This is a genomic window from Nocardioides albidus (assembly GCF_006335005.1).
GTDB classification, from domain to species: Bacteria; Actinomycetota; Actinomycetes; order Propionibacteriales; family Nocardioidaceae; genus Nocardioides; species Nocardioides albidus.
Window position 1 is genome coordinate 47,658 of the sequence record NZ_VDMP01000027.1, and the last position, 24,001, is coordinate 71,658.

General features: G+C 72.9%; 24 protein-coding genes, 2 tRNA genes and 1 other RNA gene. 17 read left to right on the forward strand and 10 right to left on the reverse strand.

Annotated features, from left to right (window positions below; translation table 11 throughout):
* From FHP29_RS18625 to FHP29_RS18635, 3 genes are all read left to right on the forward strand, one after another.
* Positions 1–1,058, forward strand: a 1,058-nt coding sequence (locus FHP29_RS18625; protein ID WP_240044597.1) for a type VII secretion integral membrane protein EccD, incomplete at its 5' end; no start/stop codon positions are given.
* Positions 1,059–1,068: 10 nt separating this feature from the next.
* A complete protein-coding gene (gene eccB, locus FHP29_RS18630) occupies positions 1,069–2,475 on the forward strand; it encodes a type VII secretion protein EccB (RefSeq protein WP_139624388.1) in 1,407 nt (468 codons plus the stop codon).
* Positions 2,466–3,719: a S8 family serine peptidase gene (locus FHP29_RS18635; protein WP_139624389.1), complete on the forward strand. Its 1,254-nt coding sequence runs from the start codon at positions 2,466–2,468 to the stop codon at positions 3,717–3,719. The genes eccB and FHP29_RS18635 overlap by 10 nt, the downstream gene beginning before the upstream one ends.
* 76 nt (positions 3,720–3,795) lie before the next feature.
* Here FHP29_RS18635 and FHP29_RS18640 read toward each other — a convergent pair.
* Positions 3,796–3,884 (reverse strand) — tRNA-Ser (locus FHP29_RS18640).
* 108 nt (positions 3,885–3,992) lie between these two features.
* On the opposite strand from FHP29_RS18640, the gene ffs reads away from it, so the two are divergent.
* Positions 3,993–4,083, forward strand: an RNA gene (ffs, locus tag FHP29_RS18645) — signal recognition particle sRNA small type.
* 21 nt (positions 4,084–4,104) lie between these two features.
* Here ffs and FHP29_RS18650 read toward each other — a convergent pair.
* Complete coding sequence (locus tag FHP29_RS18650) at positions 4,105–5,172, reverse strand: class I SAM-dependent methyltransferase (RefSeq protein WP_139624390.1); 1,068 nt, start codon at positions 5,170–5,172, stop codon at positions 4,105–4,107.
* 65 nt (positions 5,173–5,237) lie between these two features.
* Here FHP29_RS18650 and FHP29_RS18655 point away from each other — a divergent pair, with 65 nt between their 5' ends.
* The 6 genes from FHP29_RS18655 to FHP29_RS18680 all read left to right on the forward strand — a co-directional run bounded on the left by FHP29_RS18655 (position 5,238) and on the right by FHP29_RS18680 (position 11,546).
* On the forward strand, positions 5,238–7,373 hold the full coding sequence (locus tag FHP29_RS18655) for a DNA polymerase III subunit gamma and tau (protein WP_139624391.1): 2,136 nt from the start codon (positions 5,238–5,240) through the stop codon (positions 7,371–7,373).
* Positions 7,374–7,411: 38 nt separating this feature from the next.
* Positions 7,412–7,837, forward strand: a complete 426-nt coding sequence (locus FHP29_RS18660) for a YbaB/EbfC family nucleoid-associated protein (protein WP_139624392.1) — start codon at positions 7,412–7,414, stop codon at positions 7,835–7,837.
* Between the two features lie 13 nt (positions 7,838–7,850).
* A complete protein-coding gene (gene recR / locus FHP29_RS18665) occupies positions 7,851–8,447 on the forward strand; it encodes a recombination mediator RecR (RefSeq protein WP_139624393.1) in 597 nt (198 codons plus the stop codon).
* Between the two features lie 20 nt (positions 8,448–8,467).
* Entirely contained in the window at positions 8,468–9,112 is a 645-nt protein-coding gene (locus tag FHP29_RS18670; RefSeq protein WP_139624394.1) for a DUF5063 domain-containing protein, read from the forward strand.
* 98 nt (positions 9,113–9,210) lie between these two features.
* Positions 9,211–10,506, forward strand: coding sequence for an aspartate kinase (locus tag FHP29_RS18675; RefSeq protein WP_192904047.1), 1,296 nt, complete (start codon positions 9,211–9,213; stop codon positions 10,504–10,506).
* Positions 10,503–11,546, forward strand: coding sequence for an aspartate-semialdehyde dehydrogenase (locus tag FHP29_RS18680; protein WP_139624395.1), 1,044 nt, complete (start codon positions 10,503–10,505; stop codon positions 11,544–11,546). The genes FHP29_RS18675 and FHP29_RS18680 overlap by 4 nt, the downstream gene beginning before the upstream one ends.
* A gap of 94 nt (positions 11,547–11,640) precedes the next feature.
* Here the strand turns inward: FHP29_RS18680 and FHP29_RS18685 are convergent, their stop codons facing one another.
* The 3 genes from FHP29_RS18685 to FHP29_RS18695 form a co-directional block, all read right to left on the reverse strand.
* Positions 11,641–12,639: a hypothetical protein gene (locus tag FHP29_RS18685; RefSeq protein ID WP_139624396.1), complete on the reverse strand. Its 999-nt coding sequence runs from the start codon at positions 12,637–12,639 to the stop codon at positions 11,641–11,643.
* Positions 12,640–12,754: 115 nt separating this feature from the next.
* Positions 12,755–12,828: transfer RNA gene (locus tag FHP29_RS18690), tRNA-Pro, on the reverse strand.
* 90 nt (positions 12,829–12,918) lie between these two features.
* Positions 12,919–13,848 (reverse strand): metallophosphoesterase, encoded by a 930-nt coding sequence (locus FHP29_RS18695; protein ID WP_139624397.1) that lies wholly within the window; start codon positions 13,846–13,848, stop codon positions 12,919–12,921.
* A gap of 36 nt (positions 13,849–13,884) precedes the next feature.
* Between FHP29_RS18695 and FHP29_RS18700 the strand changes: the two genes are divergently transcribed.
* Positions 13,885–14,343 carry a GatB/YqeY domain-containing protein gene (locus FHP29_RS18700; RefSeq protein ID WP_139624398.1) on the forward strand — a complete coding sequence of 153 codons (459 nt, stop codon included), beginning with the start codon at positions 13,885–13,887 and terminating at the stop codon, positions 14,341–14,343.
* Between the two features lie 314 nt (positions 14,344–14,657).
* Here the strand turns inward: FHP29_RS18700 and FHP29_RS18705 are convergent, their stop codons facing one another.
* Positions 14,658–17,084, reverse strand: a complete 2,427-nt coding sequence (locus FHP29_RS18705; RefSeq protein ID WP_139624399.1) for a transglycosylase domain-containing protein — start codon at positions 17,082–17,084, stop codon at positions 14,658–14,660.
* A gap of 268 nt (positions 17,085–17,352) precedes the next feature.
* Between FHP29_RS18705 and FHP29_RS18710 the strand changes: the two genes are divergently transcribed.
* Positions 17,353–17,634, forward strand: a complete 282-nt coding sequence (locus FHP29_RS18710) for a WhiB family transcriptional regulator (protein WP_139624400.1) — start codon at positions 17,353–17,355, stop codon at positions 17,632–17,634.
* Between the two features lie 57 nt (positions 17,635–17,691).
* Here the strand turns inward: FHP29_RS18710 and bagB are convergent, their stop codons facing one another.
* Both bagB and bagA read right to left on the reverse strand, forming a co-directional pair.
* On the reverse strand, positions 17,692–18,906 hold the full coding sequence (gene bagB / locus FHP29_RS18715) for an ArsA family ATPase (RefSeq protein ID WP_139624401.1): 1,215 nt from the start codon (positions 18,904–18,906) through the stop codon (positions 17,692–17,694).
* 5 nt (positions 18,907–18,911) lie between these two features.
* Complete coding sequence (bagA, locus tag FHP29_RS18720; RefSeq protein WP_139624402.1) at positions 18,912–19,910, reverse strand: ATPase BagA; 999 nt, start codon at positions 19,908–19,910, stop codon at positions 18,912–18,914.
* Positions 19,911–20,176: 266 nt separating this feature from the next.
* Here bagA and FHP29_RS21885 point away from each other — a divergent pair, with 266 nt between their 5' ends.
* Positions 20,177–20,329, forward strand: coding sequence for a hypothetical protein (locus FHP29_RS21885; RefSeq protein ID WP_158296640.1), 153 nt, complete (start codon positions 20,177–20,179; stop codon positions 20,327–20,329).
* Positions 20,330–20,359: 30 nt separating this feature from the next.
* On the opposite strand, the gene FHP29_RS18725 is transcribed toward FHP29_RS21885, so the two are convergent.
* The gene (locus FHP29_RS18725; protein ID WP_139624403.1) at positions 20,360–20,773 is read right to left on the reverse strand and encodes a hypothetical protein; all 414 of its coding nucleotides are present in this window, start codon (positions 20,771–20,773) and stop codon (positions 20,360–20,362) included.
* Between the two features lie 63 nt (positions 20,774–20,836).
* On the opposite strand from FHP29_RS18725, the gene FHP29_RS22090 reads away from it, so the two are divergent.
* From FHP29_RS22090 to FHP29_RS18740, 4 genes are read left to right on the forward strand one after another with little or no spacing between them, the layout of a single operon-like run.
* Positions 20,837–20,992: a Sp36 family protein gene (locus FHP29_RS22090; RefSeq protein ID WP_179729038.1), complete on the forward strand. Its 156-nt coding sequence runs from the start codon at positions 20,837–20,839 to the stop codon at positions 20,990–20,992.
* Between the two features lie 3 nt (positions 20,993–20,995).
* Positions 20,996–21,466, forward strand: coding sequence for a RidA family protein (locus tag FHP29_RS18730; RefSeq protein WP_139624404.1), 471 nt, complete (start codon positions 20,996–20,998; stop codon positions 21,464–21,466).
* On the forward strand, positions 21,463–22,392 hold the full coding sequence (locus FHP29_RS18735) for an NUDIX hydrolase (protein ID WP_240044598.1): 930 nt from the start codon (positions 21,463–21,465) through the stop codon (positions 22,390–22,392). Before FHP29_RS18730 ends, FHP29_RS18735 begins: the two co-directional genes overlap by 4 nt.
* A gap of 1 nt (position 22,393) precedes the next feature.
* A complete protein-coding gene (locus FHP29_RS18740; RefSeq protein ID WP_240044599.1) occupies positions 22,394–23,218 on the forward strand; it encodes an MBL fold metallo-hydrolase in 825 nt (274 codons plus the stop codon).
* 286 nt (positions 23,219–23,504) lie between these two features.
* Here the strand turns inward: FHP29_RS18740 and FHP29_RS18745 are convergent.
* The coding region (locus FHP29_RS18745) for a hypothetical protein (RefSeq protein WP_158296641.1) at positions 23,505–24,001 on the reverse strand (497 nt) is incomplete at its 5' end.

Below are 24,001 nucleotides of genomic sequence, written 5' to 3' on the forward strand. Positions count from 1 at the left end.
CCGACGTCGTCGAGCACGACCTCGAGCCGTGGCATCCCGCCGCCGGTCGTCGTACCGCACTCGTCGCGGCGGGGCTCTTCCTCGCCCTCGGCGCCGGCGCCCTGCTGGTCCAGCGCGGCTCCGACATCGCCTCCGCGGCGACCGCGCTCGTGGCCGCCGCGCTGTGTGCGGGCGCGATCGTGCTGTCCCGCGCCCAGGGGGAGCACGAGGCCGGCGTCGGCGTCGCCTGGCTGGGCGCCGGGTACGCCGCCGTGGCCGGCGTCATGTTCGCGCCCGGCGGCGACATGTGGTTCGCCGGCCCGCTCGCGGCTGCCGGCGCGGGCGCGCTCCTCGCCGGCGTGGTCTGCCTGATCGGCCTCGGACCCGGCCGCACCCTCGCCTTCCCGCCCATCGTCGTGGGCGCGCTCGCTCTCGGCGTCGGCGTCTACGTCCGCTCCACCCCCGACGGGCTGGCGCCGGCACCGCTGCTGACGACGGTGCTGGCCCTCGTCGTCCTCGCCGGCAGCGCCTTCCCCTGGCTCGCGCTGGGCGCCACCACCACGCGCGTCGACCAGCTCTTCTCGGCGGCCGACATCACGGCCGACCCCGACGACATCGAGCGCGCCCGGGTCGCGGCGGACGCGCGGGTCGCCCACGAGATCCTGCTCGCCATCAGCGGCACCGTCGGACTCCTCCTCGTCCTCGTGGCCCCGCTCGCCGTGAGCCTCGGGGTCACCGGAACCCTGCTGGCCGTCGACGCGTGCCTCATCGTGGTGCTGCGGACCCGGCAGTACCGCACCGGCAGCGAGGTCCTGCTCGGCCTGGGCTCGGGGGTCGCCGGGATCGCCGCGACCGCCGTCGCGGTCCTCGCCTTCCATGCCGACTGGCGCCCGACCCTCGCGGTCGTGCTCGCCGTCGTCGGCGCCGTGCTGCTGGTCGCCACGCTGAGCCCGTCGGCCCCGTCGGTGCGCCGCGGCCGGCTCGGCGACGTGCTCGAGTCCGTCGCGCTCCTCACCCTGCTCCCTCTCCTCGTCGTCGCCACCGGTCTGTTCGACCGGGTGCGCGAGCTGATCGGCTGAGGCCGGGCCGATGGCCACCAAGAAGGACCTCGTCGAGGCCTACTCGTTCAGCCGACGCCGTCTGGTGACGGCGTTCGTCTCCGGCGCGCCCGGCGGGCGCGAGGTCGAGCCCGCCCGTCCCGGCCGCATGATCGTCGGCGGCATCGCACTCGCCGTCCTCCTCATCGCGGGCGCCGCCATCGCCGGCGCGCTCTCCGACCGGGCGGAGGTCGACTGGAAGGAGCCCGGGCTGGTCGCCGACGACCGCGGCGCGCTCTACGTCATCCTCGACGAGAACTCCGTTCCCGGCCTGCCGCGGGTCCGTCCCGTCATCAACGTCACCTCCGCGCAGCTGATCCTCGGCGCGGACGTCGAGGCCCGGAAGGTCCCCGACGAGGAGATCGCGGGGGTGCGCAAGGGCCCGCCGATCGGGATCCTCGACGCGCCCGCCACCGTCCCGGCCGCCGACCACCTCGACGAGAGCGGCTGGACCGCGTGCACCGGCACGGGGCTCGGCATGCAGACCTCGATCGACGAGCGGCCGCAGGTGACGCCCGTGCCGACCACCGGGTTCGTGGTGAAGGCCGAGTCCAGCGACAAGCTCTTCCTCGTCGCCGAGGCGGACGTCCCGGGGCTGCCGCGGCGCGCCTACCGCTACGAGCTGCCGCCCGACAACGACGGCCTCGCCACCGACATCGGGGTCTCCCGCATCGACCAGATCACCGTCCCCGACGCCTGGCTGGAGCTCTTCCCCCCGGGCGATGCTCTCGACGCCGAGGGCCTCGGTATCCCCGGCTGGGGCAAGCCGGCCCGCCTGCAGGGCTACGGCGACGCGCTCGTCGGCGACTGGCTGGAGCGCTCCGACAAGACGTACGCCGTCACGAGGACGGGGATGCTCGAGCTGACGCCGTTCGCGGCGGCCGTGCTGCGCAACACCTCGCTCGGACCGAGGGCTCCGCAGGAGGCCACCGGCGAGGCGGGCGCCCCGTTCAACCTCGCCAAGCCCGCGGAGGGCGCCGGCGAGTCCTGGCCCGAGGAGGTGCTCGGAGGCTCGCTGCCCGGGAGCGAGCAGGCCTGCGCGGTGCTGGTGACCGAGGAGGGCCAAGCGCCCGCCGCCCACCTGGCCACGTCCCCCCAGGGCGAGGCCAGCGCCGAGGACGTCGCCACGGGGGACCGCGTGGCCACGGTCGCGTCCGGACGCGGAGCGGTGATCCGCTCGGCCGACTGGATCGCGAGCGCCGACGGCACCATCCACCTCATCGACGATCGCGGCTACAGCTATCCCGTCGCGACCACCGAGGACCTCGACCAGCTCGGCTACGGGAAGGTTCCCGCCGTGGTCGTGCCTGACGTGTGGAACAAGCTCTTCGAAGCCGGTCCGGAGCTGTCCCAGGACGCGGCGCTGTGCCCGCCGTCGAAGGACCAGTCGTGCGGCTGAGCAGGGCCCCTCGTGCCGTCGTGACGGCCGTCCTGCTCACCGCCGGCGCGGCCGCGACCGCCGTCGCGGCGCCGGTCGCCGGGCCCGTTGCCGCGCTCACCGCCCAGGTCAACGCCCAGCCCACCGGCCCCGACTGCCTCGGCACCGTGCACGACTCCACCGACGAGCGCACGGTCAAGGGCGACAACGCGGCCAACGAGGCGATGCACGTCGAGCAGGCCCAGGCGCTCGCGCGCGAGGGCCGCACCAAGCCCGGCCAGGGAGTCACGGTCGTGGTCGTCGACAGCGGGATCGCCGGCTACGCGGGCACCGCCGCCGTCGAGCTGCCCAGCGGGCACGGCGTCGCGGTCGCGGGCATCATCGCCGGCCCGGACCAGCCCGAGCCGGCGGTCCAGGTCGGCATCGCGCCGTCGGCGACCCTGGTCGACCGCAGGTTCTACGACAGCCCCCAGCGCCAGCAGGAGACCGACGTCGTCCCGATGGCGGCCAACCTCGCCCAGGCCCTGGGCGGAATCGCCGCCGAACGGGAGGGAGGCGCGCTCGGCGGCCGCGTGGTCGTCGTCGTACCCGCCCAGGTGCCCGCCGCCCCCGAGCTCGAGGCCCAGGTCGACCGACTGGTGCGCTCCGGCGTCCTGCTGATCGCCGCCTCCGGGGACCGCCCCGCCGAGGGCGGCTTCCCCGACGGCTACGACGGCGAGGCCAAGAAGGGCGAGGACGCCGCCCGCCTCGTGTGGCCCGCGGCCCACCCGAAGGTGATCGCGGTCGGCGTCTCGACGCCCGGCAGCCGCAGCACCGTGCTGCGCAGCTCGGCGATCGACCTGGCCGCCCCGGGCACGGGCGCCGTCTCGAAGGCCCGCAACGGCGGCTGGTGCGTCGTCGGCGAGCCGTCGACCGCCTGGGCGGCGGCCCAGGTCGCCGGCGTCGCCGCGCTCGTGTGGTCGATGCACCCCGACGAGGACGCCGACCAGCTGCGCACCCGCCTCGAGCAGACCGCCAGCGGCAACGGCGAACCGTCCAGCCCCATCACGGGCTACGGCGTGGTCCAGCCCGTCGAGGCGATCCGGCGCGACGTCGCCGAGATGGGCACCGAGCGCAAGGAGCAGATCGTGCCGGCCCGTCCCCCGCGCGCCCAGGACGACGTCCTGGCCGGGGCCCGGCACGACGCGATCTGGTGGGGTCTGGGTGGCGGCGCCGCGCTCGTCGTACTCCTGATGCTGCGCCCGCTGCTCTCCCGCCGCACCTGATCTGCTGGTCCGTCCGGCAGGAGACGGCCGGGAGAACGACGAACGGCGCCGACTGGTGTCGGCGCCGTTCTCGTGGTGGCGGAGCTGGGGGGATTCGAACCCCCGAGGGCTGTTAACCCAACCCGCTTTCCAAGCGAGCGCCATAGGCCACTAGGCGACAGCTCCGCGGAGAAGATTACCGGCACAGGGGCGGCGGCGCGGAATCGGGACCCGAGGCGCCGCGGCGGGCCGGGCGATGTGAGTCCCTGCCGGCCCATCCTCTAAAGTGGGCGCAACCCCCCACGTGGCGGTATCTCACCCAACTCCCCCAGGGCCGGAAGGCAGCAAGGGTAAGTGAGCTCTATCGGGTACGTGGGGGGCCTCTGGTTTTTCCGATGCGATCCCGTCAGGGCTTGCGGGCGACGTAGAAGTAGTTGAACGGGTCGGTCCGGACCTCCCGGACGTCGACGTCGACCAGGCCCGCCTCCTCGAGCATCCGCACCGCGGTCTGCCGGCCCCACACGGTGCCGAGCCCGGCGCCGCCGTGGGCGAGGGACACGGTCATGCAGTGCATCAGGCTGATCGTGTAGAGGTAGCTGGCCCACGGCAGGGCCAGGTTGTGCTCGACGCCGGACTCGGCCTTGATGTCGACCATGAGGAAGGTCCCGCCGGGGCGCAGGGAGGTGGCGATGCCGGCCAGCACCCGGTCCGGGAAGGCCTGGTCGTGGATCGCGTCGAAGGCGGTCACGACGTCGTACGCCGCCTCCTCGCCGAGCTCGGCGACGTCGCGGACCTCGAAGCGCGCGTTGCTCAGGCCCCAGTCGGCGGCCTCGGCACGGGCGGCCTCGATCGCCTCGTCGCCGAGGTCGTAGCCCACGAACGTGCTGGCCGGGTAGGCGCGGGCGAGCAGGTTGACCGCGTGGCCGGAGCCGCAGCCGATGTCGGCCAGCGCGGCACCGGCGGTCAGCCGTTCGTGGAGCCCCGGCACGGTCGGCACCACGACGTCGAGCAGGCCGGCGTCGTGGGTCGCGGCCGCGTCCTCGGCCATGAGGGCGTGGAAGCGCGGGTAGTGGTCGTAGCCCAGCCCGCCGCCGTGGCGGAACCTCTCCCGCAGGTCCGGCTCCACTCCGGCGAGCATGGTCAGCATCTTGAGGCTGCGCGCGAGGTTGACCGGGCCGTCGGCGGGCGTGAGGCAGGCCGCGTGCTCGGCTGGCAGCGCGTAGTGGCCGGTCGCGGCGTCGTACGTCGCCACGGCGCCGGCGACGATGCCGTCCAGCCACTCGCGCAGGTAGCGCTCGTCGACCCCGGCCGCGGCGGCGAGGGTGGCGGTGTCCGAGGGGCCGGACCGGGCGAGGACGTCGAGCAGTCCCAGCTCGTCGCCGATACCCAGGAGCATGCCCAGGGCGGCGTCGTTCATCACCCCGACCATCCGCTTCTGGAAGGCCTTGGCCGTGTCCCGGTCGATCGTCGTCATCGGTGCTCGTCCTCTCGGTTCGGGGGCGCCCGGACGTGTCGGGGCCAGCGACTAGGGTGGCACCCGTGGACTCCCCGCTCGCGCTCTACCGCCGCTACCGGCCCGAGACCTTCGCGGAGGTCATCGGGCAGGAGCACGTGACCGAGCCGCTGCGGGCCGCCCTCGCGGGCAACCGGGTCAACCACGCCTACCTGTTCTCCGGCCCCCGCGGTTGCGGCAAGACGACCAGCGCGCGCATCCTCGCGCGGGCGCTCAACTGCGAGAAGGCCCCCATCTCCGACCCGTGCGGAGAGTGCGACAGCTGTCGTGACCTGGCGCGCAACGGCCCGGGCTCGATCGACGTGATCGAGATCGACGCCGCCTCCCACGGTGGCGTCGACGACGCCCGGGACCTGCGGGAGAAGGCGTTCTTCGCGCCGGTGCGCAGTCGCTACAAGGTCTACATCATCGACGAGGCCCACATGGTCACCACGCAGGGCTTCAACGCCCTGCTCAAGCTGGTCGAGGAGCCCCCGCCCCACCTGCGGTTCATCTTCGCCACGACCGAGCCGGAGAAGGTCATCCCGACCATCCGCTCGCGCACCCACCACTACCCGTTCCGGCTGATCCCGCCGCGCCTGCTGACGTCGTACCTCACCGAGCTGTGCGAGCGCGAGGGCGTCTCGATCGAGCCCGCCGCGCTGCCGCTCGTGGTCCGTGCCGGCGCCGGCTCCGCCCGCGACACCCTCTCGGTGCTCGACCAGCTGCTCGGGGGCGCCGGTCCGCAGGGCGTCACCTACGACCTGGCCAGCGGCCTGCTCGGCTACACCCCCGACACGCTGCTCGACGACGTGGTCTCCGCGTTCGCCGCGGGGGACGGGTCGGCGGTCTTCGGGGTGGTCGACAAGGTGATCGAGACCGGCCAGGACCCGCGCCGGTTCACCGAGGACCTGCTGCGCCGGCTGCGCGACCTGGTCATCATCTCCGCGGTCCCCGACGCCGCCGCGTCCGGCCTGCTCGACCTCTCCGGCGACCAGGCCGACCGGCTGGTCACCCAGGCGGCCGCCTTCGGTCGCGCCGAGCTGACCCGCGCGGCGGACCTCGTCGCCGCCGGCCTCACCGACATGCGCGGCGCCACCGCCCCGCGCCTGCTCCTCGAGCTGATCTGCGCCCGGATCCTGCTCCCGGCCGCCGACCACACCACCGATGGGGTGCTCGCCCGCCTCGACCGGCTCGAGCGGCGCGCCTCCATCAGCGGTTCGACGTCCGCGGAGTCCGCCCCGGCTCCTGCCGTGGCCTCGGTCCCGGCCCAGGACCGGCCCGAGCCGTCGCGTCACGAGCGGGCCGCGCCGGAGCGCGCCCCGGACGTCGAGGAGGTCGCGCCGCGTCCGTCACGGGACGTCCCTCCGGTCGTCGAGGAGGTTGCGCAGCGACCGCCTCGAGACGCCGCCCCGACTCCACCCCCGCCCCCGACTCCGACCCCGACGCCGCCTCCGGCCGTGGAGGAGGTCGCGCCGCGACCCGCACGCGACGCCGCGCCCGCGGCGCAGCCGGCTCCGTCCGGCGGCCTCACCCTCGTCGACGTCCGCCGGCTCTGGCCCTCGGTGATCGACCGGGTCAAGAGCGTCAAGCGGGTCACCTGGATCCACCTGACCCAGAACTCCCAGGTCGTCGGCTTCGACAACAACGTGCTGAGCCTGGGCTTCCAGACCGACGGGCCGCGCCGCTCCTTCGAGACCGGCGGGCACGCCGAGATCGTCCAGCAGGCGGTGATCGACGAGATCGGCGCCAACGTGCGGATCGAGGCGATCATCGATCCGGCCGCCGACCCCGGCGCGAGGGTCCCGGAGGCCGCGGCGCCGCCCCCGCCGGCCGCCGCGCCCGCGGCGCCCGCCGCGCCGGCCGCACCCGCGAGCGATCCCGGTGGCTGGCCCGCGGTGACCCCGCCGGCGCGGAGCGCGCCGGCCTCCGACGACCCACCGCCGTGGGCCACCGAGCCGCCGCCGGACGACGCTCCCGGCGCCGATCCGCAGCCGGTCGCCCGGCGGCCCCGGATGGCCGACCTGCAGGCCCAGGCCGACGCCGGTGCCCGGACGCCGCCCGAGGACCCGGACGCGGCCGTCGACCTCGACGACCGCGAGGTCGACGCCGAGTCCAGCGCCGAGCTGCTGGCCCGGGAGCTCGGCGCGCGGGTGATCGAGGAGATCCCCCGGGGCGACTGAGCGGACCGACCGACGTACCCACAGAGAAGAGACGACCCATGAGCCAGAACCCCTTCGACGCCCTCGGCGGTGCCGGCGGACTCGACCTCGGCGCGCTGATGCAGCAGGCCCAGCAGATGCAGGAGCAGCTCCAAGGCGCCCAGCAGCGTCTGGCCGAGGCGACGGTCGAGGGCACCGTCGCCGGCGGCGCGGTGAGCGTGACCATCACCGGAGCCGGAGAGCTGACGGCTGTCGCGATCCGCCCCGAGGCCGTCGACGGCGCCGACGCGGACGCGCTGGCCGAGTCCCTGGACGAGCTGGGCGACCTGATCGTCGCCGCCTTCCGCGACGCCCGGGCCAAGGCCGACGAGCTCGCCGAGCAGATGCTCGGCCCGATGGCCGGCGGGCTCCCCGACCTCGGCGGTCTCGGCGACCTCGGTGGCCTCGGCGGACCGGGCGAGTCGCCCGGCAAGCTCGGCTTCTGAGCGGCGGCACCCCTTGTACGAAGGCGTCGTCCAGGACCTCATCGACGAGCTCGGGCGGCTGCCCGGGGTCGGCCCGAAGAGCGCCCAGCGGATCGCGTTCCACCTGCTCCAGGCCGAGCCGGCCGACGTACGACGCCTCGCCGAGGTCCTCATCGAGGTCAAGGACAAGGTGAAGTTCTGCTCGATCTGCTTCAACGTCGCCGAGGACGACCAGTGCCGCATCTGTCGCGACCCCCGTCGCGACCCCTCGGTGCTGTGCGTGGTCGAGGAGTACAAGGACGTCGTGGCGATCGAGCGGACCCGTGAGTTCCGCGGTCGCTATCACGTCCTCGGCGGCGCGATCTCGCCCATCGACGGGATCGGCCCCGAGCAGCTGCACATCCGCGAGCTGCTCACCCGGCTGGGCGACGGGGCGGTCACCGAGGTGATCCTCGCCACCGATCCGAACCTCGAGGGCGAGGCGACCGCGACCTACCTCACGCGAATGCTGGGGCCTCTGGGCTTGCGCGTGACGCGTTTGGCCAGTGGACTGCCTGTGGGAGGAGACCTGGAGTACGCCGACGAGGTGACGCTGGGTCGGGCATTCGTGGGAAGGCAGGCAGCCACATGAGCGGGAACATGAGCGACGACATGAGCGACGACGCAACGACCGAGCAGCTTCCGGGACTGGCGGCGCTCGAGGCGCTGATCGCGGTCGAGACCGAGACCGTGCGGCTCGCCGACGAGATCGCGGCGTCGGTGCGCTCCTTCCTCGACGGCCTGCGCGTGGTCGCCGCGGAGGCGACCGGTGGGCAGGCGGTGTCGCTCCTGTTGCTGCAGATCAGCCAGATCGCGCTCACGGGCGCCCGGCTGGGCGTGCAGCGCGACTTCGCGCCACGCGACGAGTACCAGCCCGACGACGGCCCCGACCCCGACGACATCGACGAGTTGCGCCTGCAGCTCGCCGGTCTGCTGGGCGACCTCGACACCTACAGCTACGTCTTCGACCCCTACGCCCCCGAGCTGGTCGAGGGACTGCTGTCCGACGACCTCACCAGCATCGCCGCCGACCTCGCCGTCGGCGTGCGCCACTACGAGGCCGGCGACGTCGAGGAGGCGCTGTGGTGGTGGCAGTTCTCCTACGTCTCGTCGTGGGGCGCGCTCGCCGGTGCGGCGATGAAGGCGCTGCTGTCCGTGGTGGCCCACGACCGGCTCGACGTCGACCTGGACACCACGCAGGAGCTCGCCCTCGTCGAGGCGGCGTCCGCCGTACTGGACAGCGCGGAGAACGCCTAGCGCGCTCTCGTAGAATCGGGGTCGGCCCCGTCGGCGCCGCACGCATCGCGTCGACGAGCCGCGCCCTTCCCCCGAGACCACGCCAGGAGTGAGCCCCCGTGGGCATTGTCGTGCAGAAGTACGGCGGCTCGTCGGTCGCCGATGCCGCCGGCATCAAGCGCGTCGCGCAGCGCATCGTCAACACCAAGAAGGCCGGCCATCAGGTCGTCGTCGTGGTCTCGGCGATGGGGGACACGACGGACGAGCTGATCGACCTCGCCAACGAGGTCTCGCCGCTGCCGCCGGCCCGTGAGCTCGACATGCTGCTCACCGCCGGAGAGCGGATCTCCATGGCCGTGCTGGCGATGGCGATCCAGAACCTCGGCCACGAGGCGCGCTCGTTCACCGGCTCGCAGGCCGGCGTGATCACCGACGCCGCGCACGGCAAGGCGAAGATCATCGACGTCACGCCGGGTCGGATCGAGGCCGCCATCGGCGAGGGCGCGATCGCGATCGTCGCGGGCTTCCAGGGCGTCTCGCAGACCACCAAGGACATCACCACCCTCGGCCGCGGCGGCTCCGACACGACGGCGGTGGCGCTGGCCGTCGCGCTCAGGGCCGACGTGTGCGAGATCTACTCCGACGTCGACGGCATCTTCACCGCCGACCCCCGCATCGAGCCCCGCGCCCGCAAGGTGCCGCGGATCTCCTACGAGGAGACGCTCGAGATGGCCGCGCAGGGCGCCAAGATCCTGCACCTGCGGTGCGTCGAGTACGCCCGCCGCTACGACATGCCCATCCACGTCCGCTCGTCCTTCTCCGAGAAGGAGGGCACCTGGGTCGTCAAGGCCGAGGACGTCTTCGAATCAGCGGAGGGAAGCACGGAGCCATCTATGGAAGCCGCGATCATCACCGGTGTCGCCCACGACCGCAGCCAGGCCAAGATCACCGTGGTCGGCGTCCCGGACAAGCCGGGCGAGGCGGCCGCGATCTTCCGGGCCGTCGCCGAGGCGCAGATCAACATCGACATGATCGTGCAGAACGTGTCGGCCGCCGCGACCAGCCTGACGGACATCTCCTTCACGCTGCCCGCCGGCGAGGGCCAGACCGCCATGACGGCGCTGTCGCGGCTCAAGGACTCGGTGGGCTTCGACAGCCTGCAGTACGACGACAGCGTCGGCAAGGTGTCCATCGTCGGCGCCGGCATGAGCTCCTCCCCGGGCATCTCGGCCCGCTTCTTCGAGGCGCTCTCGGAGGCCGGGGTCAACATCGAGATGATCTCCACCTCGGAGATCCGCGTCTCGGTCGTGGTGGCCGAGACCCAGGTCGAGGCGGCCGTCAACGCCGCCCACGCGGCGTTCGACCTCGGCTCGGACGAGATCGAGGCCGTGGTCTACGGAGGTACCGGACGATGAGCATCAACATCGGTGTGGTGGGCGCGACCGGCCAGGTCGGCGTCGCCATGCGGCAGATCCTGCTGGAGCGCGACTTCCCGGTCGGGGAGATCCGCTTCTTCTCCTCGGCCCGCTCGGCCGGCAAGGTGCTGCGGTTCGGCGACCGCGAGGTCACCGTCGAGGACGCCGATACGGCCGATCCGACCGGACTCGACGTCGCGCTCTTCTCGGCCGGCGCCACCGCCTCCCGCGCCCTGGTTCCCCGCTTCGTCGACGCCGGCGTGATCGTGGTCGACAACTCCTCGGCCTTCCGCAAGGACCCGTCGATCCCGCTCGTCGTCTCCGAGGTCAACCCGGAGGCCGCCGCCGAGGTGATCGCCGCCGGGCGCGGCATCATCGCCAACCCCAACTGCACCACCATGGCGGCCATGCCCGTGCTCAAGCCGCTGCACGAGGAGGCCGGGCTCGTCCGGCTGATCGCGTCGACGTACCAGGCCGTCTCCGGGTCCGGCATCGCCGGCGTCGAGGAGCTCGCCACCGGCGTCGCCGCGGCCGGCGACAAGGCCCGTGAGCTGGCGTACGACGGCGAGGCGGTCACGTTCCCCGAGCCGGGCGTCTACAAGAGGACGATCGCCTACAACGTGCTGCCGTTCGCCGGCAACCTCGTCGACGACGGGCTGAACGAGACCGACGAGGAGCAGAAGCTGCGCAACGAGTCGCGCAAGATCCTCGGCATCCCCGACCTGCGGGTCTCCGGCCTGTGCGTGCGCGTGCCCGTCTTCACCGGCCACTCGCTGGCGATCAACGCGGAGTTCTCGCGTGCCCTCACCCCCGAGCGCGCGCGTGAGCTGCTCGCCGGTGCGCCGGGTGTGGAGCTCGCCGACATCCCCAACCCGCTCGCCGCCGCCGGCAAGGACCCGTCGTACGTCGGCCGGATCCGCCAGGACCCCGGCGTCGACGGCGACCGCGGGCTCGCGCTGTTCGTCTCGAACGACAACCTGCGCAAGGGGGCCGCGCTCAACACGGTCCAGATCGCGGAGCTGATCGCCGCCTCCCGCTGAGGGAGTTTTCACCGGCCGACCGGTGAAAACTCACGCTTGGACGAGGAGACTTCTTCGTCCAAGCGTGAGTTTTCTCGTCCCGCCTCGCGTTATCTCAGGCGTCGGCGGTGTCGACGAAGGTCTTGGTGACCCAGACCGAGGCGAGGTAGGCGCCGATGCTGAGGATCGGCACCAGGACCAGCGTCGACCAGTGGTCGAGCAGGTCGATGAGGAAGAGCAGGGCCACCACGGCCACCAGCCCGACGGCGAGGAAGCTGCTGCTGCCCGGGTCGGGGATGGCGAACGCCTTGAGGAGCTGGGCGCCCAGCAGCACGCACAGGGCGAAGGTGGCGACCAGGAGCAGGAAGCCGGGGCCACCGCCGCACGAGGACGTGCCTCGCACGGCTTCGCAGCCGCGCAGGGACAGCCAGGTCAGCACGACCATCGCCGCGCCCACCACGAGGCCGGTGAGGGCCGCCGCGCGGTAGACGGTCAGCAGGGGGCCGCCGTCGCCCAGGGCGGCGATCTCGGCGTCCTCGAGGGCTGCGGTGCTCACCGGCTCGGGCTCGACCTCGACGGCGGTCGGCGGGGTCGACCGGACGGGCTTGCGAGCCGGACGCGGAGCGACCGCGGGAGCGGGCTCCCGGCTGGCGATCGGCTCCGGCTCTGGTGCCGGCTCTGGCTCAGATGTGCGCGCGGGCTCCTCCGGCTCGGCCTCCAGTTCCGGCTCGGGCTCCGGGGTGGCCGGGTGGTCCTCGACCTCCGGCAGAACTGCGGTCGCCTCGACCGGCTCGGGCTCGGGCTCCAGTTTCGGTTCGGGCTCCGGCTCGGGTTCCGGCTCGACGACGGGCTCCGCCTCGAGCACGGGCTCGGCAACGGGCCCCGCGACGGGCTCGGGCTCTGCAACGGGCTCGGGCTCCGGCTCCGGCTCGATGACGGGCTCCGCCTCGAGCACGGGCTCGGCAACCGGCTCCTCGACCGGCTCGGCGGGACGAGCGGAGCGCTCCGGCGCGGCCGGCACGGAGGCCTCGGCCCGCTCGGCGGGCTTCTTCTTCCGCCCGAACAGCTTGGGCGGCTCCAAGCTGAGCTTCAGCTTGTCCTGCTCGTCTGACATGGCATGCAGTGTGTCACGAACACACCCCCGAACGAGGTGTGGTCACGCGACGACACCGCGGCGAAAAAGCCGCGAGGGGCGGACCCCGGTCTCACCGGATCCGCCCCTCGATCTGTCGGGCTGACAGGATTTGAACCTGCGGCCTCCTCGTCCCGAACGAGGCGCGCTACCAAGCTGCGCCACAGCCCGCCATGCTCCAGCTTCGACGAAGCCGGCTCACAAGCACGGGAGCATAGCGGAGCGAACGCCGGGACCTGCAATCGGGATGCTCCCGGCGACTCACCGCGGCTGCAGGGTGAGCAGGGTGGCCTCGGGGCGGCAGGCGACGCGGATCCGGGTGTACGGATTGGTGCCCAGTCCGGCCGACACGTGCAGCCACGCCGACCCCGCGTCGCCCGGCCGGGAGTCCGCCGGATGGCGGTGCAGGCCGCGGGCCCGGGCGGGCTCGAGGTCGCAGTTGGTGGCGTACGCGCGGGACCCGCCCGGCCACGGGAGCCGCACCTGGCCGCCGTGGGTGTGGCCGGCGACGATGGCGTCGTACCCGTCGGCGGCGAACCGGTCCAGCACCCGCAGGTACGGCGCGTGGGCGACCCCGAGTCGCAGGTCGGCTTCCGCGTCGGCGGGTCCGGCGACGGCGTCCAGGTCGTCGTACTCCAGGTGGGGGTCGTCGACCCCCGCGAACGCGAGCGCCGTCTCGGCCACGGTGAGCCGGCCGCGGCGGTTGGTGAGGTCGAGCCATCCGGCGGCGGTCAGCCCGGCCGTCAGGTCGCGCCACGGCAGCTCGGGGACGTGGGTGTGGCGGGACCCGTCGTCAGGCAGCAGGTAGCCCAGGGGGTTGCGGAAGCCCGGCTCGAAGTAGTCGTTCGAGCCGTGCACGAACACACCCGGCCGGTCGAGGAGCCCGCCGAGACTGTCGAGCACGACCGGCACCGAGGCGCGGTGCGCGAGATTGTCGCCGGTGTCGATGACCAGATCCGGCTCGAGCCGCGCGAGCCCGCGCAGCCACTCCTGCTTGCGCCGCTGGCCGGGAGTCATGTGGATGTCGCTGAGGTGCAGGACGCGCAGCGGTCGCATCCCCGCCGGGAGCACGCGGACCTCGACCCGGCGCAGGGTGTACTGGCGTGCCTCCCACAGCGCGTACGACGTCGCCGCGGCTCCGAGCCCGGCCCCGACGCCTGCGGCCCGCAGCAGCGTCCTCCCGAATCCCATTCGTCCAGTCTCACCCACGCCAGGCAGAATCGCCGTATGAGCACCCTCAAGGACCAGCTGCGCACCGACCTGACCACCGCCATGAAGGCCCGCGACGAGGTCCGGTCGTCCACCCTGCGGATGATCCTGACCGCCGTGACCAACGCCGAGGTCGCCGGCAAGGTCGCCAAGGAGCTCACCGACGACGAGGTCCTCACCGTCCTCGCGGCCGAGGCCAAGAAGCGCCGGGAGGCCGCGGTCGCGTTCGAGGAGGGCGACCGGCCCGAGAGCGCCGCGAAGGAGCGCGCCGAGGCCGCCGTCATCCAGGACTACCTGCCCGAGCAGCTCGGCCCCGAGGAGATCGCCACGATCGTCACCGCCGCCGTCGAGCAGGCCGGCGCCGCGGGCGCCGGGCCCAAGGCCATGGGCAAGGTCATGGGCCTCGTCCAGCCGCAGGTCAAGGGCCGGGCCGACGGCGCCGCCGTGGCCGCGGAGGTACGCCGCCAGTTGGGCTGATTGTCTGGGCCGAGCGTGTCGCCGATCGGGTGGGCGCGCCGGCCCTCGCTGCGCTCGGGCCACCGACCCCACCCGATGCGCTGCGCGCGGGGCGCCACGCTGCCGGCCTGCGCGGTCGTCTTGCGTAGGTCCTGCCTCCGCCTTGGCGGCAAGACGTTGCGCTGTGGTCTTGGGGCCGAGCGTGTCGCCGATCGGGTCGCCACGCTGCCGGCCTGCGCGGTCGTCTTGCGTAGGTCCTGCCTCCGCCTGGCGGCAAGACGTTGCGCTGTGGTCCTGGCCGAGCGTGTCGCCAGTCGATCGACGCCGGTCGCTGGTCAGCCGCCGTTGCCGTTCCCGTTGCCGTTGTTGCCGTTCCCGTTGCCGTTGCCCGGACCGGTGTCGCCCGTGTCGCCCGTGTCTCCGGTGTCGCCCGGGCCCGGTGTGCCGCCGGTGTCACCGGTGCCCGGGGTTCCGCCGCCCTTGTTCTTCTTCTTCTTGGGCGTGCCGTCCGAGATGAAGAGGGTGACGGTGTCGCCGGCGGCGAGCCGGGCACCCGTGCCCGGAGCGGAGTAGGCGACCAGGCCGGCCCCGACCGCGGAGTCCACGGTGCCGCCGTTGACGACGTTGAGGCCGAGGCCCTCGAGCAGGGCCTTCGCCTCGTCGTACGACTTGCCGGTCACGGCGGGCACGGTGAAGAGCAGCCCGCGGATGTCGGTGGTCGAGGGGCGGGTGAAGTCGATGTCGTCGAGCCACTGGGCGATCACGCCGAAGGCGTCACCCCAGATCGGTCCCGCGGTCGTCGAGCCCGAGGACGAGTACAGGGTCCGGCCGCCGACGGACTTGCCGTCGAGGGACTCGGGGTGGCCCTGCGGGTTGACGCCGGCGACCATCGCGGCGCCGGCCAGGTTGGGCGTGTAGCCGACGAACCACACCGAGTTGTTGCCGTTCGTCGTTCCGGTCTTGCCGGCCGCCGGCTGGCCCGGGTAGAGCGCCGCACCGAAGCCGCCGGGGCCGATGACGCCGCGCAGGACGTCGTTGACCGCGTTCGCGACCGGGCTGGCGAGCACCTGGGTGCAGCTCTTCTCGTACTTCTTGAGGACGTTGCCCTGCGCGTCGGCGATCTCCGTGACGGGCCGCGCGTCGCAGTGCAGACCCTGGGCGGCGAAGGTGGCGTACGCCTCGGCCATCTCCAAGGGGCTCACGTCGGCCACGCCGAGCGTGAACGACGGGATGATGTTGGCCTTGGTGAGCTCGGTGATGCCCATCTGACGGGCCAGCTTCCACGGCTCGCAGATGCCGGTGACCTTCTCGAGGTTGATGAAGAAGGTGTTGACCGACTTCTGGGTGCCCTCGTAGAGGTTCGGCGCGGACGACGAGCTCGTCGAGTTCTTCGGCATCCACACCTCGCTGCTCTGGTACGGCCCCTCGCAGGTCTGGAACTCGTTGAGCGGGAACCGTCCGGGGTTCGGCGCCGGGAAGCGCTGGGAGAGCGGGATGTCCTGGTTGATCGCGGAGGCCAGCACGAACGCCTTGAACGTCGAGCCGGGCTGGAAGCCGGCCGCGTCGCCGTACCGCGTCGGCACGGTGTAGTTGAGGAAGGTCTCGCCCTTGCGCTTGCCCATCGGACGCGACTGGGCCAGGCCCTTGACGTTGCCGGTGCCCGGCTCGATCAGCGCGAGGCCGCCCACGGCGAGGTCGTCCTTGTAGACGTGGGAGGACACCGAGTCGTTGGCGGCCTTCTGGAAGCGCAGGTCCACCGTGGTCCTGACGGTCAGGCCGCCGTTGAAGATCAGGCGCCGACGCTCCTCCTCGGTCGCGCCGAGGGCCGGGTCGGTCATCAGCCAGCGCACGGCGTAGTCGCAGAAGAACTGGGCCTGCGAGTTCACGCAGCCGTTGGGCTGCTCCTGCACCCGCAGACCGAGCTTGCGGTCCTTGGCCTTGTCGGCGTCGGCCTCGGTGATCACGCTCAGCTGCGCCATCCGGTCGAGTACGACGTTGCGGCGCACCTTGGCCTGGGCCGCGTTGCGGGTGGGGTTGTAGGCCTCGGGGCTCTGCACCAGCCCGGCGAGCAGCGCCGCCTGGCGCAGCTTGAGGTCCTTGGCGTTGACGCTGAAGAAGTGCTGCGCCGCCGCCTGGACGCCGTACGCCCCGTCGCCGAAGTAGGCGGTGTTGAGGTAGCGCTCGAGGATCCAGTCCTTGCTGTGCCTCTTCTCGAGGGCGATCGCGTAGCGCAGCTCGCGCAGCTTGCGGCCGTAGGTGTCGTCGGTCGCCGCCTTGCGCTCCTCGTCGGTGTCGGCCTGGTTGAGCAGGGTGAGCTTGACCAGCTGCTGGGTGATCGACGAGCCGCCCTGGGTCACGCCGCCCGCGGCCTGGTTGGTGAACAGGGCGCGCATGGTGCCCTTCAGGTCCAGCGCGCCGTGCTGGTAGAAGCGGAAGTCCTCGATCGCGACGATCGCCTCGACCATGGTGCGGGAGATCTGGCGCAGGGGGACGTTGACCCGGTTCTGGTCGTAGAGCGTCGCGATGGTCTTGCCGTCGGCGTCCTGCACCTCGGTGCGCTGCGGCAGCTGCTCGGTCTCGAGCTGCTGGGGCAGGTCGTCGACCGACTCCGAGACGTTGCGCGCGGAGAAGCCGAGGACACCGGCGAACGGGATCGCCAGACCGGACACGACGACGCCGAGCACGACCGCGACGAGCAGCATCACGCCGAGATGGGAGACGACCTTGCCTGGGGGCAGACCGTCGAACCGGGTGCGGGACATGCGGTCAGGGTACGTGAGCCGCCCCCGTCGACCCGAGTCGTCGGGGGCCCTCGGGAGCCCCGATCCGGCGGCGCGGGAGGCCCGATCGGGCGTCTCGACGGGCCCGGATCGGCCCCTCCACGCCTGTCTAGTCCTATGTGACTAGACAGGTTGGGCCCGATGAGCGATATCGGTCTTGGCAATCCTCCTTTACTTTGGTGCAGTCGACGAGAACCGAGCGCTGTGGGGGCGTTGGCTCGTCGGATGTGGGAACCATCAGGGGACAGCTATGTGGGTAGAGGATTGGGCGCCGCGCGCCGCTTGCAGGGACCAGCAGCCGGACCAGCTCTTCGTCCGGGGCGCTGAGCAGAACAAGGCGAAGCAGCTCTGCACCAGTTGCGCGGTGCGCACCGAGTGCCTCGCCGAGGCGCTGGACAACCAGATCGAGTGGGGTGTCTGGGGCGGCATGACCGAGCGGGAGCGTCGTGCTCTGCTCCGCCGCCGCCCGGCCGCGTCGTGGCGCAAGGTCCTCGAGGACGCGCGCGCCGAGCAGACCACCGCCACGGTCTGACGCGGCTCCGCCGTCCGGCCGTCCGTGTCGCGCGGTCGTCCGGTCCTGGCCCGGCTCTCAGTCGGAGCAGGCCAGGAGGTCGCCGACGCGGCGCAGGCCGGCCAGGTCGTGCACGTCGCCCGCGAGGGCCGGTACGACGACCGTGGCCACCTGCGGGTGGGCGGTCGCGAACCGCTCCCGCAGGGTGCGCTCGCGCTCGACCATGCGCACCCGGTCGGCGTGCAGCCGGAGCAGCCCGGCCGTCAGCGACGAGGTGGGCGAGGTGGACGAGGAGGTCGGTGAGCCGCCGGCGCGCCGTAGACGCTCCGAGGCGGCCATCGCCTCGTCCGCGGACAGCTCGCCGCCCGGGTCGGGGCTGGCCCGGTTGACGACGAGACCGGCCAGGGGCATCTCGTCCTCGCTGAGCCGCTCGACGAAGTACTCCGCCTCGCGCAGGGCGTCCGCCTCGGGTGCCGCGACCACGAGGAACGCCGTACCGTCGGCCTTGAGCAGCGAGTAGGTCTCCTGGGCGCGCTGGCGGAACCCGCCGAAGACGGTGTCGAGCGCGGTGACGAAGGTCTGCAGGTCCTTGAGGAACTGCGCTCCCAGGATCTTCGTCAGCGCATTGGTGATCAGACCGATCCCGGCCGTCATCAGCTTGGCCGGCCCCTTCGCGGGCATCAGCAGCAGCCGCACGAACCGCCCGTCGAGGAAGCTGGAGAGACGCTCGGGGGCGTCGAGGAAGTCCAGCGCCGAGCGCGACGGCGGGGTGTCCACGACGATCAGGTCGTAGGTGCCGGCGGCCTGCGCATCGCGATGGATCTGGCCGAGCTTCTCCATCGCCATGTACTCCTGCGTGCCCGCGAACGAGCTCGACAGCGCGATGTAGAACGGGTTGGCCAGGATCTGCTGGGCCTTCTCGGGGCTGGCCTGGGCGAGCACGACCTCGTCGAAGGTGCGCTTCATGTCGAGCATCATCGCCTCGAGGCTGCCGGATCCCTGCACGCCGACGACCGGGCTGGGGGTGTTGCCGAGCGCCTCGATCCCCATCGACTGGGCGAGCCGACGGGCGGGATCGATGGTCAGGACGACGACCTTGCGCCCGCGCTCCGCGGCCCGCAGCGCGAGGGCGGCGCTCGTCGTGGTCTTGCCGACGCCGCCGGAGCCGCAGCACACGATGATGCCGGTGCCGGGGTCGTCGAGCAGGGCGTCCACGTCGAGCGCGCCGGCCGGCCGGGCACCGGGGCCGGCAGGTCCGACGCGGGAGGGCCGGTGGGTGCTGCTGCGGGCCATGGGCGTCACGCCATCCCTTGGGTGCGGAGGAGTCCGGCGAGCTCGTAGAGCCCGCCGAGGTCGATGCCGCCGGCCATCCGCGGCAGCTCGTACGACGGCACGCCCAGCCCGGTGACCAGCTCGCGTTGGGAGTCCTCGAGCGCGCGGCGCTCGGCGTGGTCGGCCGCCTCGGCGAGGAGCCCGTCCACCAGACCGGGACCGACCGCGAGGCCGCCCTCGGCGAGGTCGGCCTCGACCCGGGCCCGGTCGAGCGTGCCCGCCCGCGCAGCCGCCAGGTCGTCGGAGCTGAGGTCGCGCGGCCGCACCTGGTTGACGACCACGCCGCCCACCGGCAGGCCGGCCGAGCGCAGCTCGGCGATGCCGTCGGCGGTCTCCTGGACCGGCATCTCCTCGAGCACGGTGACCAGGTGGACCGCCGTCCGCGGGGAGCGGAACAGGGTCATCATCGTGTCGGACTGCGACTTGATGGGCCCGACCTTCGCCAACCCGGCGAGCTCGTTGCTCACGTTGAGGAACTGGGTGATCCGGCCCGTCGGCGGCGCGTCGAGCACGACCGCGTCGTACTCGATGGCGGACTTGTTGCGGCTGTTGCGCTGGACGGCCTCGTAGACCTTGCCGGTCAGCAGCACGTCGCGGACGCCCGGCGCGATCGTGGTCGCGAACTCGATGACGCCGAACCGGTCGAGCGCCTTGCCGGCCCGGCCGAGCCGGTAGTACATCGACAGGTACTCCAGCAGCGCGGACTCCGCGTCGATGTGCAGCGCGTGGACGACACCCCGACCGCCCGCGGCATCGGGCAGCCCGGTCGTCAGCCGCCGCTCCTGGTAGGGCAGCGGGTCCACGTCGAACATCCGGGCGATGCCCTGGCGGCCCTCGACCTCGCAGAGCAGCACGTTGCGGCCGCCGCTCGCGAGCGCGAGCGCCAGCGCCGAAGCCACCGTCGACTTCCCCGTGCCGCCCTTGCCGGTGACCACGTGGAGACGCACCTTCGGCCAATCGCTCACCCGACGGAGCCTAACGGTGACGACCACGGGCGCGTCCCCACGTGAGGAGGTCAGTCCAGCGAGAGGCCCGCGGCCGGGGTGATCCGGGGGGCCTTGCGCGTCGGTCACCAGCGCCTGGACGGCGCCGCACACCGCGACCGCGGCGAACGTCGGGAGCGGCGAACGCCGACCTAGGGCCACCGTAGACGGACGTGGGCGTCCCGCCGTCCGACCACGGGTGGATCCGCCACGCCCGGCGTACCCTCGAGATGTCGGAAGGAGTCGCCATGGCCGAGCAGTCGCGGCTGGAGCGCTACAAGCACCTGCCCCCGCCGATCGATCCGGACCGGCTCCGCACGACCCAGGACGTCGACCCGCCTCCGCCGGAGGAGGACGACGAGTACCGCGAGATGCTCTGGTTCGTGAACCGCTACGGCTGAGCCGGGCGAGCGGCGAGGTCAGCAGCGGGGTCAGCCGGAGAGCTTGTCGGCGAGCACGATCCAGGTGAAGAAGCCGATGCCGAGAAGCATCCCGACGTGCCCGAGGATCGACAGGGCCGGTCCCTCGGCCCAGCTGTCGCCGGTGGCCTCGGCGGCGTGCTTGCCCGGGCGGGAGAACCACCGGGCCAGGATGAGGATCCCGACCAGCACCTCGAGCCACCACACGACCAGCGCGATCGCGCCGGTGGCTCCGGCGGGCGACGTGAGGTAGTAGATCCACACGGCCAGGGCGATCACGCCGAGGACGGTGTGGGCGTTCACGATGCCCAGCGGGATCGCGGCGTGGCCCGACTGGGCATGCTCGGAGGACAGCCGCATCCGGGTGAGGAGCACGACGACGGCGGCGAGCGCCGTCAGCATCCACACGGCGTTGTCGAGGCTCACGGCCGCATCGTCGCACAGGTGTGACCCGAGCCACACGAGCCGCGGGCTGAGTATGGTCGGCCCATGACCAAGTGGGAGTACCAGGTGGCGCCCGTCCTCAACCATGTCGCGGCGCAGATCCTCAACAACTTCGGCCAGGACGGGTGGGAGCTCGTCACCCTCATCCCGGGCCAGGGCGGCAACGACATCGCCTACTTCAAGCGCCCGGTCGAGGGCTGAGCGATGGCCGGGCAGCCCACCCCCGAGGAGCGTCTCGCCGAGCTCGGTCTCACCGTCCCCGACGTGGTGCCGCCGGTGGCGGCGTACGTGCCGGCGATCCGCAGCGGCCAGCACGTCTACACCGCCGGCCAACTGCCGATGCGCGACGGCGCTCTGATGGCGACCGGCAAGGTCGGCGACACCGTGAGCGAGGAGGACGCCTACGCGTGCGCCCGCCAGTGCGCTCTCAACGCGATCGCGGCGATCCGCTCGGTCGCGGGCGGCCTCGAGGGCGTGCGGATCGTCAAGGTCGTCGCCTTCATCGCCTCCACGCCCGACTTCACCGGCCAGCCCGGCATCGCCAACGGCGCGTCCCAGCTGTTCGCCGACGTCTTCGGTGACGCCGGCGTGCACGCCCGGTCCGCGGTCGGCGTACCCGTCCTGCCGCTGGACGCGCCGGTCGAGGTCGAGGTGATCGCCGAGGTGGTCGGGTGAGCTCCGGCGGCGCGCCGGCGGGGAGCATCTGGGGCGACCCGTCCCGCCCGCGGACGGCGAGCGTCCCGCTGCCGCCCGTGCCGCTTCCCGCGCGCGTCGCCGCCGTCGCCGCGGAGTACGCCGACGGGCGGCGCCAGGCCGTCGAGCCGCGCGATGCCGCCACGGTGATCCTGCAGCGGCCGGGGCCGTCGGGCCGGCCGGAGGTCTACCTGCTCCGCCGGCAGATCTCCATGGACTTCGCCGGCGGCATGTGCGTCTTCCCCGGCGGCGGGGTCGACCCCCGCGACTACGACCACACCGTCGCCTGGGCCGGCCGCTCCCCGGCCGAGTGGGCCGCCCGGCTCGGCACCACCGAGGACGTCGCCCGCGCGCTCGTGTGCGCCGCGGTGCGCGAGACCTTCGAGGAATCCGGCGTCCTGCTCGCCGGCACCTCGCCCGACAGCGTGGTGGCCGACACCACCGGCGACGACTGGGAGGCCGACCGGATCGCCCTGGAGTCTCGCGAGCTGTCGATGACCGACTTCCTCGACCGGCGCGGACTGGTCCTGCGCACCGACCTGCTCGGCATCTGGAGCGGCTGGCTGACCCCGGTCTTCGAGCCCAAGCGCTATCGGACCTGGTTCTTCGTCGCCCACCTGCCGGAGGGGCAGGTGACCCGCGACGTCTCCTCGGAGTCCTCGGAGGTCGTCTGGCTCGACGCCGCGGAGGCCGCCGACCGCGCCGAGCGCGAGGAGCTCGCGATGCTGCCGCCGACGTACCTCACCTGTCTCGAGGTCGGCTCCCTCGGCGACGTCCACGCGGTGATGGAGGCGAGCCAGGAGCGCTCGGTCACCATGTTCATGCCCGAGGTCGAGCCGCTCGGCGACGGGTTCACCCTGTCCATCCCGCCGTCGCTGCGTGCGCTCGTGAGCGCGCGGAGGGGTTGAGGTGGTCGCCGAGGCCTGGGTCGGCGGGACGTACGGCGACCGCGGCCGCTGCGTGCTCGCGCCGAATCCGGGCCTGATGACCCTCGACGGCACCAACACCTGGGTGCTCCGGGAGCCCGGCTCGGACCGCTCGATCGTGGTCGACCCCGGCCCGCTGCACGACGACCACCTCGACGCCGTGGCCGAGGTGGCCGGCCAGGTCGAGGCCGTCGTGGTCACCCACCACCACCTCGACCACACCGCGGCGGCCCGCTCCTTCGCCGAGCGGATGGGCTGCGGCGTCCGCGGCCTCGACCCCGCACAGTGCTGGCGGTCCGAGCCGCTGGTCGACGAGGAGGTGCTCACCGTCGGCGGCCTGGAGGTCCAGGTCGTGACCACCCCGGGGCACACCACCGACTCGATCTCGCTCGTGGTGGAGGCCGACGGCGCGCTGCTGACCGGCGACATGGTGCTCGGCCGCGGCACGACCGTGATCGTCCACCCCGACGGCGACCTGGGCGCCTACTTCGACTCCATCGCCCGCATGCGCTCTCTCGTCACCTCGGGACGCGTGGCCTCGCTGTGGCCCGCCCACGGCCCCGTGCTCCCCGACGCCGCCGGCGTCCTCGACCACTACGTCGTCCACCGCCGCGAGCGTCTCGCCCAGGTCAAGGTCGCCCTCCAGCGGCTCGGCCTGTCGCCGACCGAGCTGCCCCCCGACGTCGCCGAGCACCCGACCCTGCCCCGGCAGGTCGTCGAGGTCGTGTACGCCGACGTCGACGAGTCGCTGTGGGGTGCGGCCGAGTGGTCGGTGCGGGCCCAGCTCGCCTACCTGGCCCGCCGCTGATCCGCTGCCAGCTCGCCCGCCGTGGTCGGCGCCCGCCCGCCGCCCGCTGGCCCGCCCGCTCCGCGGGGACGTCATACGTTGCGTGGGTTGGAGGCCACCGTTCGTATGACGTCTGCGGGGGCGGGGTGGGAGGTCATACGTTGCGTGGGTTGGAGGCCACGGTTCGTATGACGTCTCCGCGGGCGGGGTGGGACGTCATGCATTGCGTGGGTTGGAGGCCACGGTTCGTATGACGTCCGCAGGGGACCAGGGCACCAGGCGAACTGACGACCAGGGCACCAGGCGATCAGGCGGCAGCGGCGGCGCGGGCCCGGACGTCGCGGCGGTGCAACAACATCACCACGGCGATGCCGGCGACCATGGCGACGGCCGCGACCGTGATCCACCGGCCGACGTGGTCGCCGACGTCGAGCCAGTAGCGCGACTGGGGCATCACGAACGCCATGAAGGCGGTCCAGGTGATGGCGGTCAGCCCGGCCCAGCTCCAGCGGGCGTGCTCCTTGAGCAGCCCGCCGGGGAAGGCGGCGAAGGGCAGCAGGTCGATGAGGGTGCCGAGGATGGCGGAGATCGTCACCGCGACCGCGGTGTCGTGCGCCATGACCAGCGCCCAGCCCTGGTCGGTCGGGATCAGGGTCGACAGCGGCCACGCCACGGCCGCGATGCCGAGACTGGTCCAGGCCTGGATCCGCTCCAGCCGCACCTCGTGCTCGACGCTCGCCCCCGGTGTCGCGAGGCCGAGGGTCGCCCCGGTGAGCAGACCCGGCACGAACCCGATCAGGCGCG